The 14,432-nt window shown below is 46.0% G+C and carries 14 protein-coding genes and 1 pseudogene; 11 read left to right on the forward strand and 4 right to left on the reverse strand.

The features are described from left to right. The first annotated feature begins 19 nt into the window (after positions 1 to 19). From B9T29_RS02360 to B9T29_RS02405, 10 genes are read left to right on the forward strand one after another with little or no spacing between them, the layout of a single operon-like run. Positions 20 to 439 (forward strand): acyl-CoA thioesterase, encoded by a 420-nt coding sequence (locus B9T29_RS02360; RefSeq protein ID WP_086174385.1) that lies wholly within the window; start codon positions 20 to 22, stop codon positions 437 to 439. Positions 440 to 444: 5 nt separating this feature from the next. Continuing rightward, the gene (locus tag B9T29_RS02365) at positions 445 to 1,092 is read left to right on the forward strand and encodes a LolA family protein (RefSeq protein ID WP_086174386.1); all 648 of its coding nucleotides are present in this window, start codon (positions 445 to 447) and stop codon (positions 1,090 to 1,092) included. Then, complete coding sequence (locus B9T29_RS02370) at positions 1,067 to 3,400, forward strand: MMPL family transporter (RefSeq protein WP_086174387.1); 2,334 nt, start codon at positions 1,067 to 1,069, stop codon at positions 3,398 to 3,400. The genes B9T29_RS02365 and B9T29_RS02370 overlap by 26 nt, the downstream gene beginning before the upstream one ends. An 11-nt stretch (positions 3,401 to 3,411) precedes the next feature. Beyond that, entirely contained in the window at positions 3,412 to 4,710 is a 1,299-nt protein-coding gene (locus B9T29_RS02375; protein ID WP_086174388.1) for an NAD(P)/FAD-dependent oxidoreductase, read from the forward strand. Position 4,711: 1 nt separating this feature from the next. After that, positions 4,712 to 5,263, forward strand: coding sequence for a DUF3261 domain-containing protein (locus B9T29_RS02380; protein ID WP_086174389.1), 552 nt, complete (start codon positions 4,712 to 4,714; stop codon positions 5,261 to 5,263). Positions 5,264 to 5,275: 12 nt separating this feature from the next. Further along, positions 5,276 to 6,475, forward strand: coding sequence for a beta-ketoacyl-[acyl-carrier-protein] synthase family protein (locus B9T29_RS02385; RefSeq protein WP_086174390.1), 1,200 nt, complete (start codon positions 5,276 to 5,278; stop codon positions 6,473 to 6,475). After that, the gene (locus tag B9T29_RS02390) at positions 6,472 to 6,909 is read left to right on the forward strand and encodes a 3-hydroxylacyl-ACP dehydratase (protein ID WP_086174391.1); all 438 of its coding nucleotides are present in this window, start codon (positions 6,472 to 6,474) and stop codon (positions 6,907 to 6,909) included. The genes B9T29_RS02385 and B9T29_RS02390 overlap by 4 nt, the downstream gene beginning before the upstream one ends. Beyond that, positions 6,906 to 7,631, forward strand: coding sequence for a 3-ketoacyl-ACP reductase FabG2 (locus tag B9T29_RS02395; RefSeq protein ID WP_086174392.1), 726 nt, complete (start codon positions 6,906 to 6,908; stop codon positions 7,629 to 7,631). The genes B9T29_RS02390 and B9T29_RS02395 overlap by 4 nt, the downstream gene beginning before the upstream one ends. After that, entirely contained in the window at positions 7,631 to 8,851 is a 1,221-nt protein-coding gene (locus B9T29_RS02400) for a beta-ketoacyl-ACP synthase (protein ID WP_086174393.1), read from the forward strand. Before B9T29_RS02395 ends, B9T29_RS02400 begins: the two co-directional genes overlap by 1 nt. 20 nt (positions 8,852 to 8,871) lie before the next feature. Continuing rightward, the gene (locus B9T29_RS02405) at positions 8,872 to 9,306 is read left to right on the forward strand and encodes an excinuclease (RefSeq protein WP_086174394.1); all 435 of its coding nucleotides are present in this window, start codon (positions 8,872 to 8,874) and stop codon (positions 9,304 to 9,306) included. Positions 9,307 to 9,459: 153 nt separating this feature from the next. Here B9T29_RS02405 and secF read toward each other — a convergent pair whose 3' ends face one another. From secF to tgt, 4 genes are all read right to left on the reverse strand, one after another. Next, positions 9,460 to 10,425, reverse strand: coding sequence for a protein translocase subunit SecF (secF, locus tag B9T29_RS02410; RefSeq protein ID WP_086174395.1), 966 nt, complete (start codon positions 10,423 to 10,425; stop codon positions 9,460 to 9,462). A 10-nt stretch (positions 10,426 to 10,435) separates the two neighbouring features. After that, complete coding sequence (gene secD, locus B9T29_RS02415) at positions 10,436 to 12,334, reverse strand: protein translocase subunit SecD (protein WP_086174396.1); 1,899 nt, start codon at positions 12,332 to 12,334, stop codon at positions 10,436 to 10,438. A gap of 51 nt (positions 12,335 to 12,385) precedes the next feature. After that, positions 12,386 to 12,715, reverse strand: a complete 330-nt coding sequence (gene yajC / locus B9T29_RS02420; protein WP_086174397.1) for a preprotein translocase subunit YajC — start codon at positions 12,713 to 12,715, stop codon at positions 12,386 to 12,388. Between the two features lie 103 nt (positions 12,716 to 12,818). Then, on the reverse strand, positions 12,819 to 13,949 hold the full coding sequence (tgt, locus tag B9T29_RS02425; RefSeq protein ID WP_086174398.1) for a tRNA guanosine(34) transglycosylase Tgt: 1,131 nt from the start codon (positions 13,947 to 13,949) through the stop codon (positions 12,819 to 12,821). 316 nt (positions 13,950 to 14,265) lie between these two features. Here tgt and B9T29_RS02430 point away from each other — a divergent pair. Beyond that, positions 14,266 to 14,432: pseudogene (locus B9T29_RS02430) on the forward strand (IS982 family transposase); the annotation flags it as partial.

Raw genomic sequence — 14,432 nt, forward strand, 5'->3', positions numbered from 1 at the left:
ACCTGATGGGAAACAGACTATGCATACCGATGTGATGATTGAAGTGCCCTTTCATGATGTAGATACCATGGACGTGGTCTGGCATGGGCATTATTTAAAGTATTTTGAAATTGCGCGCTGCAAGTTGCTGGATCAGTTTGATTATAACTATAAGCAGATGCGCGCTTCTGGCTATGCATGGCCTGTGATTGAAAGTCATGTGCGTTATGCGCATGGCATCCTGTTTGAACAGAAAATTCGCGTGCGTGCCATTTTAAAAGAATGGGAAAACCGCCTGAAAATTGAGTATCAGATTTTTGATGCCGAAAGTGGTAAAAGGCTGACTAAAGGTTATACCACGCAAGTGGCGGTGCATATTGAAAGCCGTGAAATGTGCTTCCAGTCACCGCAAATTTTATTGCAGCGTTTACACGCTTGGTCTGAGTTTAAACCGGAGTAAAGCAGATGACATCTATCAATCTACAACGTGCAGCAGGATTATTCCTGGCAGGACTGCTGTCTCTGATCACGTTGCTGTCACAAGCAGTACATGCACAAAATCCGCAGCTCAAACAAATTTTTAGCCAGCTCTCCGAAACTCCAACCGTGCGGGCCAATTTTGAACAGCAAAAAAAACTGGCGAGCATGAACAAAACCTTTGTGTCCAAAGGCACGGTTTTGTTTTCCAAGTCACAAGGGGTGATCTGGAAAATTCAAAATCCGGTCAAAGCCGACCTGATTGTGACGCCGCGTAAATTGGTACAAAAAACCCAGCGTACTTATAGCCAGATTGAAATTGATAAATCCCCGTATGGTTCGGTCGCGACCATGTTCTTGCAATTGATGTCGGGTAATGAAGCCGCGATCGCCAAAAACTTTAATGTTGTTTCAGCCAGTTATAGTCCTGCACAGTGGAATGTGGCTTTAACCCCGAAAAGCAGTCTGTTTAAGAAATTGTTTGTTCGTGTCGATGCGCAAGGGCAGCGTTATGTTGACCGTATCGTAATTCGTGAGAAAGCCAATAACAGCACCACAATCCGCTTTAGCCAGCAAACCACTCAATCCCAAACTTTAACGGCTGAGGAAAATGCACTTTTCCAACTGGCAAAATAAATTTACCGCACTGTGGTTGATTGTACTCAGCGTGATTGCCATCGCGCTGGGTACGGCATGGCTGAAAAAAGATATTCACATTCAAACCAATATCTTTGCCTTATTGCCGGAAGCCCATCATGATCCACGGCTGGAACGGGCACAGCAATATGTCAGTCAGCAGCTGAATGACAAAGTCTTTGTAGTACTGAATGCCAAAGATGATGCCGCCCTGAACAAAGCCACTACAACTTTTAAACAGAGTGTGGCAGCAACCAATTTATGGCAACCGCTACATCCACAGCTGGATAGTGAAAAGTTTGCCCAGGTTTTATATCAGCATCGTGCCGGTTTACTTACCCTGGCTGATCAGAAGCTGTTAGAACAGCAGGATTATGCCTCCCTGACTGAGCAGGGCTTGTTACAGATTATGAGCCCGGGCATGCCGGTGACTACAGAGCTGTTACAACAAGATCCTTTATTACTATTTCCACGTTATGCCGTGGGCTTATCCAGTTTACAGGGTGATCAGGATATCGAGCTGGAAGATGGCTTTGCCACCATTCGCGATGAGCAGGGCATTTCCCGTCTTATTGTCTTGCAGCTCAAAAATAGCCCTTACAATATTGATTACCAGGAAAAAACTTCAGCCTGGATTGAGCAGGTAAATTTAAAACTGAAACAGATGCAGGTTGAGCCGCACTGGACAGGAACTTTGCTGTTTGCCCAATTCGGTACCACTTCAGCTGAAAAGGAAATTTCCACCATTGGGGTAGGTTCGACCATCGGGATTTTCTTCCTAGTGCTATTTGGTTTCCGCTCGGTTCGTCCGATGCTGACTGAAATGATTGCGGTAGGGACCGGATGTCTGGTGGCATTCGCCATGACGCATTGGGTATTTGGTGAAATTCACCTGATGACGCTGGTGTTTGGTGCCAGTCTGGTCGGGGTCTGTGTCGATTTTTCATTTTACTTTATGGCCATGCAGTCGCAGCATCGGCATATCGATGGCTTCGCAGTACTTAAACCGCTGCTGCCAAGTCTGTTTATGGGCCTGATGACCACCTTGGTCGCTTATATTTTCTTGAGTTTTACTCCATTTCCAGGCTTTAGGCAGATCGCGGTATTTTCGATGGTGGGGCTGGCTGCGGCATGGATTACCAGCATTTTATTGTTGCCAAGATTGCCGCCTTTAAATGCCGAGCCAGCGATTCGCCGCTTAAGTTTTATTGGCAAAGCACGCGCCTGGGTACAGGCCAGAAATAGTTTACGTTATGGCATGATCGCCGTTATTACCGTGGTCACTGGCAGCAGCTTGATGTTGCTACAAAGCAATGATGATATCCGTAACTTGCAAAGTATGGATAAGAAGCTGCAGCAGGAAGACCAGTACCTACGTGAACGCTTTATGCAACAGCAAAGCAGCGAATACTTTGTGGTGCATGGCAACACGGCTCAGGAACTGGAACAAAACGAACAGCAACTGCTACAGAAGCTGCAAGTTTTACAGGCGAAAAACAAGCTGGACGGTTTTCAGGCTTTAGGGCAGTGGTTGCCATCAAAAGCTATACAGCAACACAATATTGCGTTGTTGCAAGCCATTCCAGCCAGTGCCTTGCAGGACTATGCAACAGCCTTACAACTGAATCCGGCAGAAGTACTGGCTTGGCAAAAACAACTTGCCCAGCAGCCTTTACTCAGTTCTGCTGAAATGAAGCAGCATCCTTTGGCCTTTTTACAAATCAGCCCAACCGAGCGTCTGGTGCTGTTGCAAAATGTGCATGATGTAACTGCCTTGCAGCAGCTGAATAGTCCGCAGGCCCAATTATTGCGTCCGGTGAACCAGTTGTCTGAACTGTTCCAGCAGCATCGTATTCAGGCACAGTGGTTACTGGTTTCTGCTTTAATCTGCCTGATGATAGGTCTGGGCATTATTTATGGCATCAAATCGATTTTGCCTTTGGTGCTACCGGTGAGTCTGGCGTTGATGACCACCTTTGCGATTCAGGCCTGGCTGGGTGTGGAAATCAATCTGTTCAGCATTATGGGCACTTTCCTGATTATCGGGATTGGCGTGGACTATGCCATTTTCTACCGCCACGGACATGATCATCCGCAAGTGGTGGGCATGGCCTTATTCCTATGTATGATGTCGACCTTGCTCGGTTTCGGGTTATTATCCTTTAGCCATACCTATGCAATTCACTGCTTTGGTCTGACCGTGTTACTTGGGGTTATTTTTTCATTTATCTATGCAACATTGTTTACATCATCCGATGCCAAACATGTTGTGCTTCAACAGTATCAGCCAAAAGAGCTGAGAAAATAAGGTACCGTGCAATGAGCACTATGCAACATACAGACGTATTAATTATCGGCGCAGGGCCATCGGGGAGTTCGGCAGCAGCATTACTGCGCCAAAAGGGCTATCAGGTCACGATCATCGAAAAACAACATTTTCCACGCTTTTCCATTGGCGAATCATTGCTGCCACAATCGATGGTATTTCTGGAAGAAGCTGGCCTGCTGGATACAGTACGTGAGCATGTCGAACAGTTTGCCTTCCAGTTTAAAAATGGCGCAGCCTTCTTAAAGGGCAAGCAGCGCAGTTTTTATGATTTCCGCGAGAAATTCAGCGATGGTCCAGGCACTACCTGGCAAGTACGCCGTGCCAATTTTGACCATTTGCTGGCACAGCAGGCAGAAAAATACGGTGCAGACATTCGTTTCGGTCATGAAGTAGTCGATGTTGATGTTGCGCCAGAACATCCGTTGTTAACCGTAAAAGATGAACAGCAAAATGTGTATCAGATTCAGGGTAAATTTTTACTCGATGCCAGTGGTTTTGGCCGAATCCTGCCAAAATTTTTGAATCTGGAAAGCCCATCCGATTTTCCGGTGCGCCGCGCAGTGTTTACCCATATTGAAGATGGCATTCTGGATGATCCTAATTTTGACCGCGAAAAAATCCTGATTACGGTGCATGCCAAAGATCCACGTGCCTGGTACTGGCTGATTCCATTTGCCGATGGCCGTTCATCTTTTGGTGTAGTGGCAGAACAGGATTTCTTTGCGCACTATGGCTTTGATGGCAGTGCCGATGATGATCTGGAAGCTTTGTTCAAGCGTATTCTGGCAGATGAGGAAAGCCTGTCGCATGTACTGTGCAATGCCAAATTTGACACGCCAGTACGTACACTGGTGGGCTATTCTGCCGATGTTAAACATCTGGCAGAACGTAACTATGCCTTGCTCGGCAATGCCGGTGAATTCCTCGATCCGGTGTTTTCTTCCGGTGTAACGATTGCCTTGAAATCTTCAAGTCTGGTGATTCCTCTGGTCGATCAGGTGCTGCAAGGTCAGTCGGTCAATTGGATGAAGCAATACGAGCAACCGCTGCGTGCGGGCATTCAGGTGTTCCGCGCCTATGTGGAATCGTGGTATAGCGGTGAATTTCAGGATGTGGTGTTTTCGAAAAATCAGGATGACAAAATCCGCCGTATGGTGTCATCGCTATTGGCAGGCTATGCCTGGGACAGTAGCAATCCAATTTATAAAAATGCCAAAAAGCGTTTAAGCACGCTGGCAGAATATTGCCGTGATCCGCAGTTACAACACATCGAGATAAACGGTGCCTAGAATGAAACTGAAATGGACGGTGATGTTAATCAGTGCAGTGCTACTGTGTGGCGGCTGTCAATCCATGCTGCCTCAAGCACCAGGTCTGGCCACGGCGGCCTGGGCTGCACAGAATTATCAGCGTCAGGATCAGTTGGAAATTCAGTGGAAAGAGCAGAGTTTTAGCTTTTTACTGTATCAGCAACAACAGGGTTCCAAGCTGGAAATGCTGGCTTTAACCCTGACTGGGCAGCAGTTATTCAAGCTCAGTTTTGATGGCCGCAAGGTTCATGTCGAACAGCGCATTGCACCAATGAAGTTGTTGCCATTTGAATTTGTAGTGCGCGATATTCTCTATGCAACTTATCCGAATTTTGCCCAGTTACAGCAGCAGAATGTCCGTATTGAAACTTCAGCTCCGGCCCGAAAAGTATTTATCAATCAGCAGCATGTGCTCAATATTCAGCAGCAGGGTGATGCCATTGAGCTGAACAATGTACAGGTGCCGTATCAAATGGTGATTAGTCCTATTAATGATGGTTTAGCGAATACTGATGCGGACAGCACTGAATAATAAGGGATGATTATGGACGATAAAATCACGACACAACATTCTGCGGTGGGCATTCAGTTTAGCGTCGGCTTATCTGCACTCGGAAATACGGCTGAACAGATCAAACAGACGCTGATTACACCGCAAAATACCTTGAGCTTGGTTTCAGGATTTATTCCAGAAAAACAGGTCTGGGTGGGTGCCTATCAGCAGCCTTTAATCGAAAACATTCCTGAGTTTTTGCAAGATGTAGATTCGCGTAATCTACGTTTTGCCTTAACCGCTTTAAGTGCTATTGAAAGCGAAATCCGCAACTATACCGCGCAATTCGATCGTAAGCGTCTGGCGATTATTCTAGGCACTTCAACCTCAGGCATTGCTGATAATGAAAAGTTGCTAAAACAGTATTTTAATAATCAGGCGAATGTAGAGGTTCAGCACTACAAACAGGAAATGGGTAGTCTGGCCAAAGGCCTGCAAATGTATCTGGGCTGGGAAGGTCCTGCATACACCATTTCCACCGCTTGTTCTTCCAGTGCCAAAGCCATGGCAGCAGGACAGCGTTTGATCAATGCCGGTCTGGCTGATGCGGTACTGGTCGGTGGTATTGATACCCTATGTAAGCTAACCCTGAACGGTTTTCACAGTCTGGAAAGCCTGGCTCATGATTTATGTCAGCCCTGTGGTGCACAGCGTGACGGCATTAATATTGGCGAAGCGGCCGGGCTGTTTTTATTGTCCAAAGAAACCGCCCCCGTGATGCTGATGTCAGCCGGCGAGTCGATGGATGCCTGGCATATTTCTGCGCCGCATCCGGAAGGAAAAGGCGCGGCCGAAGCCATGCAAAAAGCGCTGGATATGGCAGGTGTTACAGCCAGCGAGATTGGCTATTTAAATATGCACGGAACGGCAACCCCGCAAAATGATGCCATGGAAATCAAAGCCGTGCAGACGGTATTTCAGTCACATGATGTTCCTATCAGCAGTACGAAACATAAAACCGGACATTGTCTGGGTGCAGCAGGTGCCATTGAAGCAGTGATCTGTCAGCAGGTGCTAGCCGACCAATCCTGGTTACCACTGCATCATTCAGGCAATATCGACCAGGAACTGGACGAAGCCAACTATGTGCTGGAAGCAGCATTACAACCACCGATTCATTATGTGATGAGCAATTCATTTGCCTTTGGTGGCAGTAATATTAGTTTGATTTTTGGAACAAAACTGAAATGATGGATGCAGTACAGTTTATCCCGCATGAACAGCCCATGGTGTTTGTCGATCATCTGATTGAAGCCAATGATGTGTTTGCCATTGCGGAATTGGTGATTCGGCCTGAACTGATGTTTTGTGAAGCTGAAGGCCTACCGACCTGGACCAGTATTGAGTTGATGGCACAGACTATTAGCATCTATGCTGGGCATAAAGGAAAAATGTCGGGCTTGCCACCGAAAATCGGGTTTTTATTGGGCACGCGTAAAATGCAGTTGCCCGTGCCTTATTTTGCTTTAGGGGAAAGCATCAGGATTAAAGCCGAACAAGGCTATTTACATGAGGGGCTGGGGCAGTTTCACTGTGAAATTGAATACCGGGAACATCGCTTTAGTGCCATGTTGAGTGTATTTGAGCCGCCAGAAATGAAAGAAGAGATCAGGAAGTCAGTGTGAATAGACGAATTTTAGTAACAGGCTCAAGCCGCGGAATTGGTAAAGCCATTGCCTTGCAACTGGCACAGGCAGGATTTGATGTCACCGTCCATGCACGCTCCAGACTACAAGAAGCCGAACAGGTCGTTCAGGAAATTCAGGCCTTGGGACAATCCAGCCATGCACTTTTATTTGACGTAAATGAGCGCGAAAAAGTCATGCAATTGCTGGAGCAAGATGTTGCAGAACATGGCGCATTTTATGGTGTGGTATTGAATGCAGGTTTAACCCGTGATGCAGCATTTCCGGCTTTAACCGACAGTGACTGGGATGAAGTGGTCTCGACTTCACTGGATGGTTTTTATAATGTTTTAAAACCGCTGGTGATGCCGATGATTCGTCTGAAAAAAGGCGGACGTATTGTGACTTTATCTTCTGTGTCAGGCTTGATGGGTAATCGTGGACAAGTGAATTACAGTGCGGCAAAAGCCGGTTTAATTGGTGCGACAAAGGCTTTGGCGCTGGAATTGGCGAAACGCAAAATTACCGTTAACTGTGTGGCACCAGGTTTGATTGAAACAGAAATGGTCACCGAAGAAGTCAAAGAACATGCCTTGAAGATGATTCCATTACAACGCATGGGGCATGTTGATGAAGTGGCCAAGGCCGTAAAATTTTTATGCAGTGATGATGCCAGCTATATCACCCGACAGGTGATTTCAGTCAATGGGGGCTTGATTTGATGAAACGTGTTGTGGTCACGGGCATGGCCGGGATTACCTCTTTGGGTGAAACCGCAGAGCAGATTTTTAGTCAGTTTGAACAGGGCAAAAGTGGTATCCGCTACATGCCCGACTGGGAAGTGTATACCGACTTGCGCAGTAAACTGGGCGGTCCAGTTGAATCCTATACCATCCCAAAGCATTTTAATCGTAAGGTGACCCGCGGCATGGGACGAGTCGCTTTAATGTCAACCGTATGTGCGGAAAAGGCTCTTGAAGATGCAGCGCTGTTAAATGACCCAATCTTAAGCAGTGGTCAAGCCGGTGTGGCATTTGGTTCATCCGCAGGCAGTGTCGATGCAATTGGCGAGTTTGGCAGCATGTTGATTGATAACAACATGAACAAGCTCAATGCCACTACTTATATCCGCATGATGTCGCATACCAGTGCCGTCAACATGACCGTTTATTTTGGCTTAAAAGGCTTAACCTTGCCGACTTCAAGTGCCTGTACTTCGGGTTCCATGGCGATTGGCCAGGCCTATGAAGCGATTAAATATGGCAAGCAGACGGTAATGCTGGCCGGTGGGGCAGAGGAACTCAGCGCCGCAGGTTCTGCGGTGTTCGATGTACTGCTGGCCACCAGTAGCCAAAATGAATATCCAGAAAAAACACCGCGTCCATTCGATGCTAAGCGTGATGGTCTGGTGGTCGGTGAAGGGGCTGGCTGTTTAATTCTGGAAGAATATGAGCATGCCAAAGCACGGGGTGCCAAAATTTATGCAGAAATTATCGGTTATGGCAGCAATACCGATGGTCAGCACGTCACCCGTCCAGATTCAGATATGATGGGACGTTGTATGCAACTGGCATTATCAGATGCGCAAATTCCGGCAGATCAGGTGGACTATGTCAATGCGCACGGTACATCCACCGATCAAGGCGATATTGCGGAAACCCAAGCCACTGCTCACGTACTGGGCAAAAAACCGATCAGCTCACTGAAAAGCTATTTCGGGCATACGTTGGGCGCCTGCGGGGCAATTGAAGCGTGGCTCAGTATCGAGATGATGGCACGGGATACTTTCATCCCGACTTTAAATCTGGATGAAATTGATGCGGCCTGCGGCGATCTGGATTACATCGTCAAACAACCAAGAAATATGCATGCCGATATTATTATGAGCAACAATTTTGCTTTTGGAGGAATCAATACCTCCCTGATTTTTAAACGTGTCTAACAACAACTAGAGGGTACATCATGTTCATTAAAAAATTAGCACTTACAGCTGCATTGTGTTTGGGTGGGGTCGTTTCAGCTCAGGCCGCAGATCAAATGCATGACTTCAACTTTCAGGAAGCGGTCAGTCGTGCCGTTGCTGACGGTACGCTGGACGGTTCGGTTAAGTTTTATTTGGCAGGAACCAAAGCGGGGGGCAAGGTCATACAAAAAGGTTTGGTGACCAACAAGAAAACCAATGGCTTTGCCAAATCTGCCGAAACATCATGCGATCATGTTTTGCGTTCAGCCTTAATCCAGTTCCAGAACACTGCCAAGGCAAAGGGTGCCAATGCCGTGATCAATATCGTGAGTTTCTATAAATCCAATGAAACCAAGAGCAGCACGACTTATCAATGTGCCAAAGGCATGGCGGTTGCAGGGGTAGCATTAAAAGGGGATATTGCCAAGCTATAAGCTTGAGCATTTCAATCTATAAAATGTCTAGTTAAAGGTACAGCATTTTGTATTTTTGACCTGCATAAAAAGGCCCATCATCTGATGGGCCTTTTTTATATCTATTTAAAGAAGAATGAACCGAAACGACTTAGATCACTTAGACCTCATAGATCATTTAGGAATTTCTTCTTCTTCAAATTCAGGTTTAACCTGAACAATAAAGTCCTGACGGTTCAGACCGCGCCATAAGGCAAATGCAGTACCAATATAAATTGAAGAATAAGTACCGACAAACACCCCAATAAACATGGCGACAGAGAACCAGTGCAAACCTTCACCACCCAGGAACATCATTGCCACAACAACCAGCAATAAAGTCATTGAGGTATGAATGGTACGACGTAAAGTTTCAGTCAAAGAAATATTGACCACTTCACGAGGCGTAGCACCGCGAATCTTACGGAAATTTTCACGGATACGGTCAGATACCACGATGTTATCGTTTAGCGAGAAGCCTAATAGTGCAAGAATGGCTGCCAATACGGTTAAGTCAAATGGCCATTGCATCATGGCAAAAACACCAATGGTTACAATGACGTCGTGGAATAACGAAAGCACCGCACCTAAAGCCAGCTTAAACTCGAAACGGATGGTCACGTAAACCAGCATTAACAGTAATGCCAGTGCTACGGCACCTGCCGAACGAATATAAAGCTCATTACCGACTTGTCCACCGACAGAATCTACCTTGTGGACTTCAGCCGGATTGTTAGGTAATTGCACCGCTTTGGTGATGGCGTTATTCAGATCTTCTACTTCAATGTCTTGAACGGGCATACGAACCAAAAGATCTTTGTTGCTACCCAGGGTTTGCACTACAGCATCTTTAAAACCGGCCTGATTTAGCGCCTGGATCACTTCAACCTGATTGGCCGGTTGTTTATAGTTCAGCTCGGCAGACACACCGCCAGTAAAGTCCAAACCGAGGTTTAGACCTTTGGTGGCAATAAAGAAAATGCTGGCCAAGGTTAAAAGAATAGAGATGATTGCCGCAGGTTTGGCAATCTTCATAAAGTCTATGATGCGCTCATCATCTGGGCGACCGTATTTCTTTTTCGGTTGAGTCATATCAGTCATCTTCGATCTCCTAAATGCTCAACTTTTTCAAGTTACGTTTTTTGCCATAAATAATTTGCACAATCGCACGGGTTACAGTAATGGCTGTAAACATCGAGCAGACAATACCAATCATCAAGGTGACCGCGAAGCCCTTAATCGGACCGGTACCGATGGCAAACAGAATAAACGCAACCAGGAAGGTGGTTAAGTTCGAGTCAAAAATGGTGTTATAGGCTCGATCATAGCCCGCGACAATCGCCTGTTTGGGTGAGGCACCCCATTTCATTTCTTCCCGTATCCGCTCACAGATCAGTACGTTGGCATCGACCGCCATACCAATGGTAATCACGATACCGGCAATACCCGGAAGGGTGAGGGATGCGCCAATCCATGACATCACTGTCAGGATCATGGCCAGGTTAGCCACCAGGGCGAAGTTGGCAATCAGACCGAATAGACGGAAGAACACCACCATCCAGATTGCGACCAGAATGAAACCGATTTGAGTCGATAACACACCTTTGTCAATGTTTTCCTGACCCAGGCTAGGACCAACCACACGTTCTTCGACGAAGTACATCGGCGCAGCAAGGGCACCGGCACGAAGCATCAATGCAAGTTCAGCGGCTTCCTGAGGTGAATCCAGACCAGTAATACGGAACTGGGAACCTAATACTGCCTGAATGGTAGCAGCATTGATGATCACGGATTCAGCATAAGGGGTACGAACTTCAGTTTGCGCACCAGTCACAGGATCTGGAACATAACTGATCTTCTGCTTGTTCTCGATGAACAATACCGCCATGCGTTTACCAACTGCATTACGGGTTGCATCGGCCATCAGCTTACCGCCAGCGCTGTCCAAAGTAATGTTTACTTCAGCACCACCGGTATCCTGACTAAAGCCACTAGAAGCATTCTGTACACGTTCACCGGTCAAAATACGGTTGCGGTTGAGCAGTAATTGACGACCGCTATCCAGCGATTCATAAGCAAAAGCTTCTGTACCTGGTGGAAGTGTGCCTTTTACCTGACCCGTATATGGATCGATATACTGGTCATTCAAATCGGAAACGATACGGAATTCCAGGTTCGCTGTACGACCCAAGACACGTTTCGCTTCAGCAGTGTCTTGCACCCCTGGCAGTTCAACCACAATACGGTTGCTACCTTGGGTTTGAACCAATGCTTCCGCTACGCCTAACTCGTTAATACGGTTACGTAAGGTGGTTAAGTTCTGATTGACGGCATAAGACTGAATTTCCTGCTTGCGTACATCGGTATAGTTCAGACGTAAAGTTGAACCCGAAGCAGAAGCAAGCGCCTGCTGGTTAAATTCATTACCATTACGGCGCAAGAAGTCCATCACCGCTTCACGGTCGCTGTTATTGGCAAACTGTACGGTAATGGTATTGTTATTCAAAGCAAGGCTGTTGAATTTTAACTTGTTGTCACGGAATTGACGGCGTAAATCGGTCGCTGAGGTTTCCATGCGCTGGCTAATGGCCTTGTCCATATCCACTTCCAGCAAGAAGTGCACACCACCACGTAAATCCAGACCCAATTTCATTGGTTTGGCACCAATTTTTTGTAGCCATTCCGGAGTGGTTGGAGCAAGGTTCAATGCAACAACATAATTATCACCAAGCCCACGACGTAACACTTCTTTAGCTTTTAGCTGTGCTTCAGAAGAGTCGAGACGTAAAAGGGCAGCATTATTGCTAAAGCTGTTGTCATGGCTGGTAATTTTTTCACTTTCTAATAATTGCTCTGCTTTTTGTACGATGCTTTGGTCAATCTGGGTACCAGCTTTGGCACCAGAAATTTGAACAGCAGGTTCATCGGGATACAAACTAGGCAGGGCATATAATGTACTGATCAGCAAAACCACGATGATCAGCAGATATTTCCATGCTGGGTAACGCATCTATTTTCTTCTTAAAATGAAAAAGTCGTGCAAGGGCACGACTATTTTTGATTAGAGATTATTTAATGTGCCTTCAGGCAGAATTGAAATCACACTTGCGCGCTGAATTTTTACTTCTACGCCACGGCTTAATTCAACCACTGCAAAATCACCTTCAATTTTAGTGATTTTGCCCATCAGACCACCCGCAAAAACCACTTCGCTCCCTACACCCAGGCTTTCAACCAAAGTGCGGTGTTCCTTGGCACGTTTCGCTTGAGGGCGCCAGATCAGGAAATAGAAGATTGCGACAAATACCGCAATCATCAAAAGGTTGGTCACCAAACTTGGTTGTTGTGCAGCTTCACCTGCTGCGTGAGCAGTAGAAATAAAAAGGCTCATTTCAATTTCCTAAACTAAAAAATGTATTATCAACTACATGATAAATAAACTGACTTGTTCTGCAATTTACCTTGTCTTTTTCTTCAGCGCAAATGCTGAGAGATTAATCTTCAGGACAAGGCGGGACTTCTAGACCACGACGCGCATAAAAATCCTGAACATATTCATCAAAAGTACCATTATCTAACGCATCACGGATGTCTTGTGTAAACCTTTGGTAATAACGCAAGTTATGAATGGTACCCAGCATGGAACCTAGCATTTCACCGCATTTTTCCAGATGGAACAGGTAGGCACGGGTGAAGTTTTGACAGGTATAACAGTCGCATTCAGAATCAAGCGGACTTTGGTCATGACGATATTTGGCATTACGGATACGTACCAGACCGTCTGTCACAAAATAATGACCGTTACGTGCATTACGGGTCGGCATCACGCAGTCAAACATGTCGACACCACGGCGGATCCCTTCCACGATGTCTTCCGGTTTACCCACGCCCATCAGGTAGCGTGGCTTGTCTTCCGGCATTTTTGGTGGCAGATGATCCAGGATCTTGATCATTTCCTCTTTAGGTTCACCGACAGAAAGACCACCAATGGCAAAACCATCAAAGTCAATTTCTTTTAAGCCCTTCAATGATTCATCACGAAGATCTTCATACATACCACCCTGAATAATACCGAACAGGGCATTTTTATTTTTTAACACATCATGATGATGGGTTTTACAACGTTTGGCCCAGCGTAGAGACAGCTGCAAAGATTTTTGCGCTTCTTCACGAGTGGCCGGGTAAGGCGTACATTCATCAAAAATCATCACGATATCTGAATTCAAGGTATGTTGAATATCCATTGAAATTTCAGGTGATAAAAAGACTTTTGAACCATCAATTGGCGAACGGAAGGTTACACCTTCTTCTTTAATTTTACGCATTGCACCGAGGCTGAAAACCTGGAAGCCGCCTGAATCGGTTAAGATCGGTTTATTCCATTTCATGAACTCGTGCAAGCCGCCATGTTCACGAATTACGTCCAGACCTGGACGTAAATAAAGATGGAATGTGTTACCCAAAATAATCTGAGCTTTAATATCTTCTACATCACGTGGGAGCATGCCCTTGACTGTACCGTAGGTACCGACCGGCATAAACACAGGGGTTTCCACCACGCCGTGTTCAAGCGTTAAACGACCACGACGGGCACGACCCGACTGACCTAATTTCTCAAACTTCATAAAATATCCTGAACAAGCGCAAAGCACTGCGTGCAGTGCAAGAGCGAAAAAACAGTTCGCCGCTAAAAGTTCGCTATTTTCCTTGATTACGCACATAAACGCCAGTGTTGTCGAATTTTAACTCGATTCTTTTTGCTGAAGAAAATAAGCTAAAAGTGAGGCTGTGCTTGACCTGCTGAGAGGCATACAGAAAAGATGGTTTTCTGCATGCTGAGTTTTTTATTTAACCCGAATCGCGGATAAGACTTAACTTGAAAAACGGGAGGACTAGAGCCATCAGTTGAGTTACCACACCAAACTCACAACTCTAGTCCTTATGTTCAATAGTACCGAATTATTCTGTGTAATTGATGATTTCTTTCTTAAATTTGAAGCAACTTATTGGAAATTTCTAAAGCAAAGCAATCACTGCTTAAGAATCCGAAAAGCACAACTGAGTATCTCTGAAATCACCTTTATCGCCATTTGGTATAAGTGTTCTCA

It is taken from the genome of Acinetobacter sp. ANC 3903, assembly GCF_002135315.1.
Taxonomy (GTDB): domain Bacteria; phylum Pseudomonadota; class Gammaproteobacteria; order Pseudomonadales; family Moraxellaceae; genus Acinetobacter.

Excerpts from the sequence above, each read along its gene's own strand:
- B9T29_RS02360 (WP_086174385.1), top strand. The coding sequence starts at position 20 with ATGCATACCGATGTGATGATTGAAGTGCCCTTTCATGATGTAGATACC.
- B9T29_RS02405 (WP_086174394.1), top strand. The coding sequence starts at position 8,872 with ATGTTCATTAAAAAATTAGCACTTACAGCTGCATTGTGTTTGGGTGGG.
- B9T29_RS02380 (WP_086174389.1), top strand. The coding sequence starts at position 4,712 with ATGAAACTGAAATGGACGGTGATGTTAATCAGTGCAGTGCTACTGTGT.
- B9T29_RS02370 (WP_086174387.1), top strand. The coding sequence starts at position 1,067 with ATGCACTTTTCCAACTGGCAAAATAAATTTACCGCACTGTGGTTGATT.
- B9T29_RS02385 (WP_086174390.1), top strand. The coding sequence starts at position 5,276 with ATGGACGATAAAATCACGACACAACATTCTGCGGTGGGCATTCAGTTT.
- secD (WP_086174396.1), bottom strand. The coding sequence starts at position 12,334 with ATGCGTTACCCAGCATGGAAATATCTGCTGATCATCGTGGTTTTGCTG.
- B9T29_RS02375 (WP_086174388.1), top strand. The coding sequence starts at position 3,412 with ATGAGCACTATGCAACATACAGACGTATTAATTATCGGCGCAGGGCCA.
- yajC (WP_086174397.1), bottom strand. The coding sequence starts at position 12,715 with ATGAGCCTTTTTATTTCTACTGCTCACGCAGCAGGTGAAGCTGCACAA.
- B9T29_RS02365 (WP_086174386.1), top strand. The coding sequence starts at position 445 with ATGACATCTATCAATCTACAACGTGCAGCAGGATTATTCCTGGCAGGA.
- tgt (WP_086174398.1), bottom strand. The coding sequence starts at position 13,949 with ATGAAGTTTGAGAAATTAGGTCAGTCGGGTCGTGCCCGTCGTGGTCGT.
- B9T29_RS02390 (WP_086174391.1), top strand. The coding sequence starts at position 6,472 with ATGATGGATGCAGTACAGTTTATCCCGCATGAACAGCCCATGGTGTTT.
- B9T29_RS02400 (WP_086174393.1), top strand. The coding sequence starts at position 7,631 with ATGAAACGTGTTGTGGTCACGGGCATGGCCGGGATTACCTCTTTGGGT.
- secF (WP_086174395.1), bottom strand. The coding sequence starts at position 10,425 with ATGACTGATATGACTCAACCGAAAAAGAAATACGGTCGCCCAGATGAT.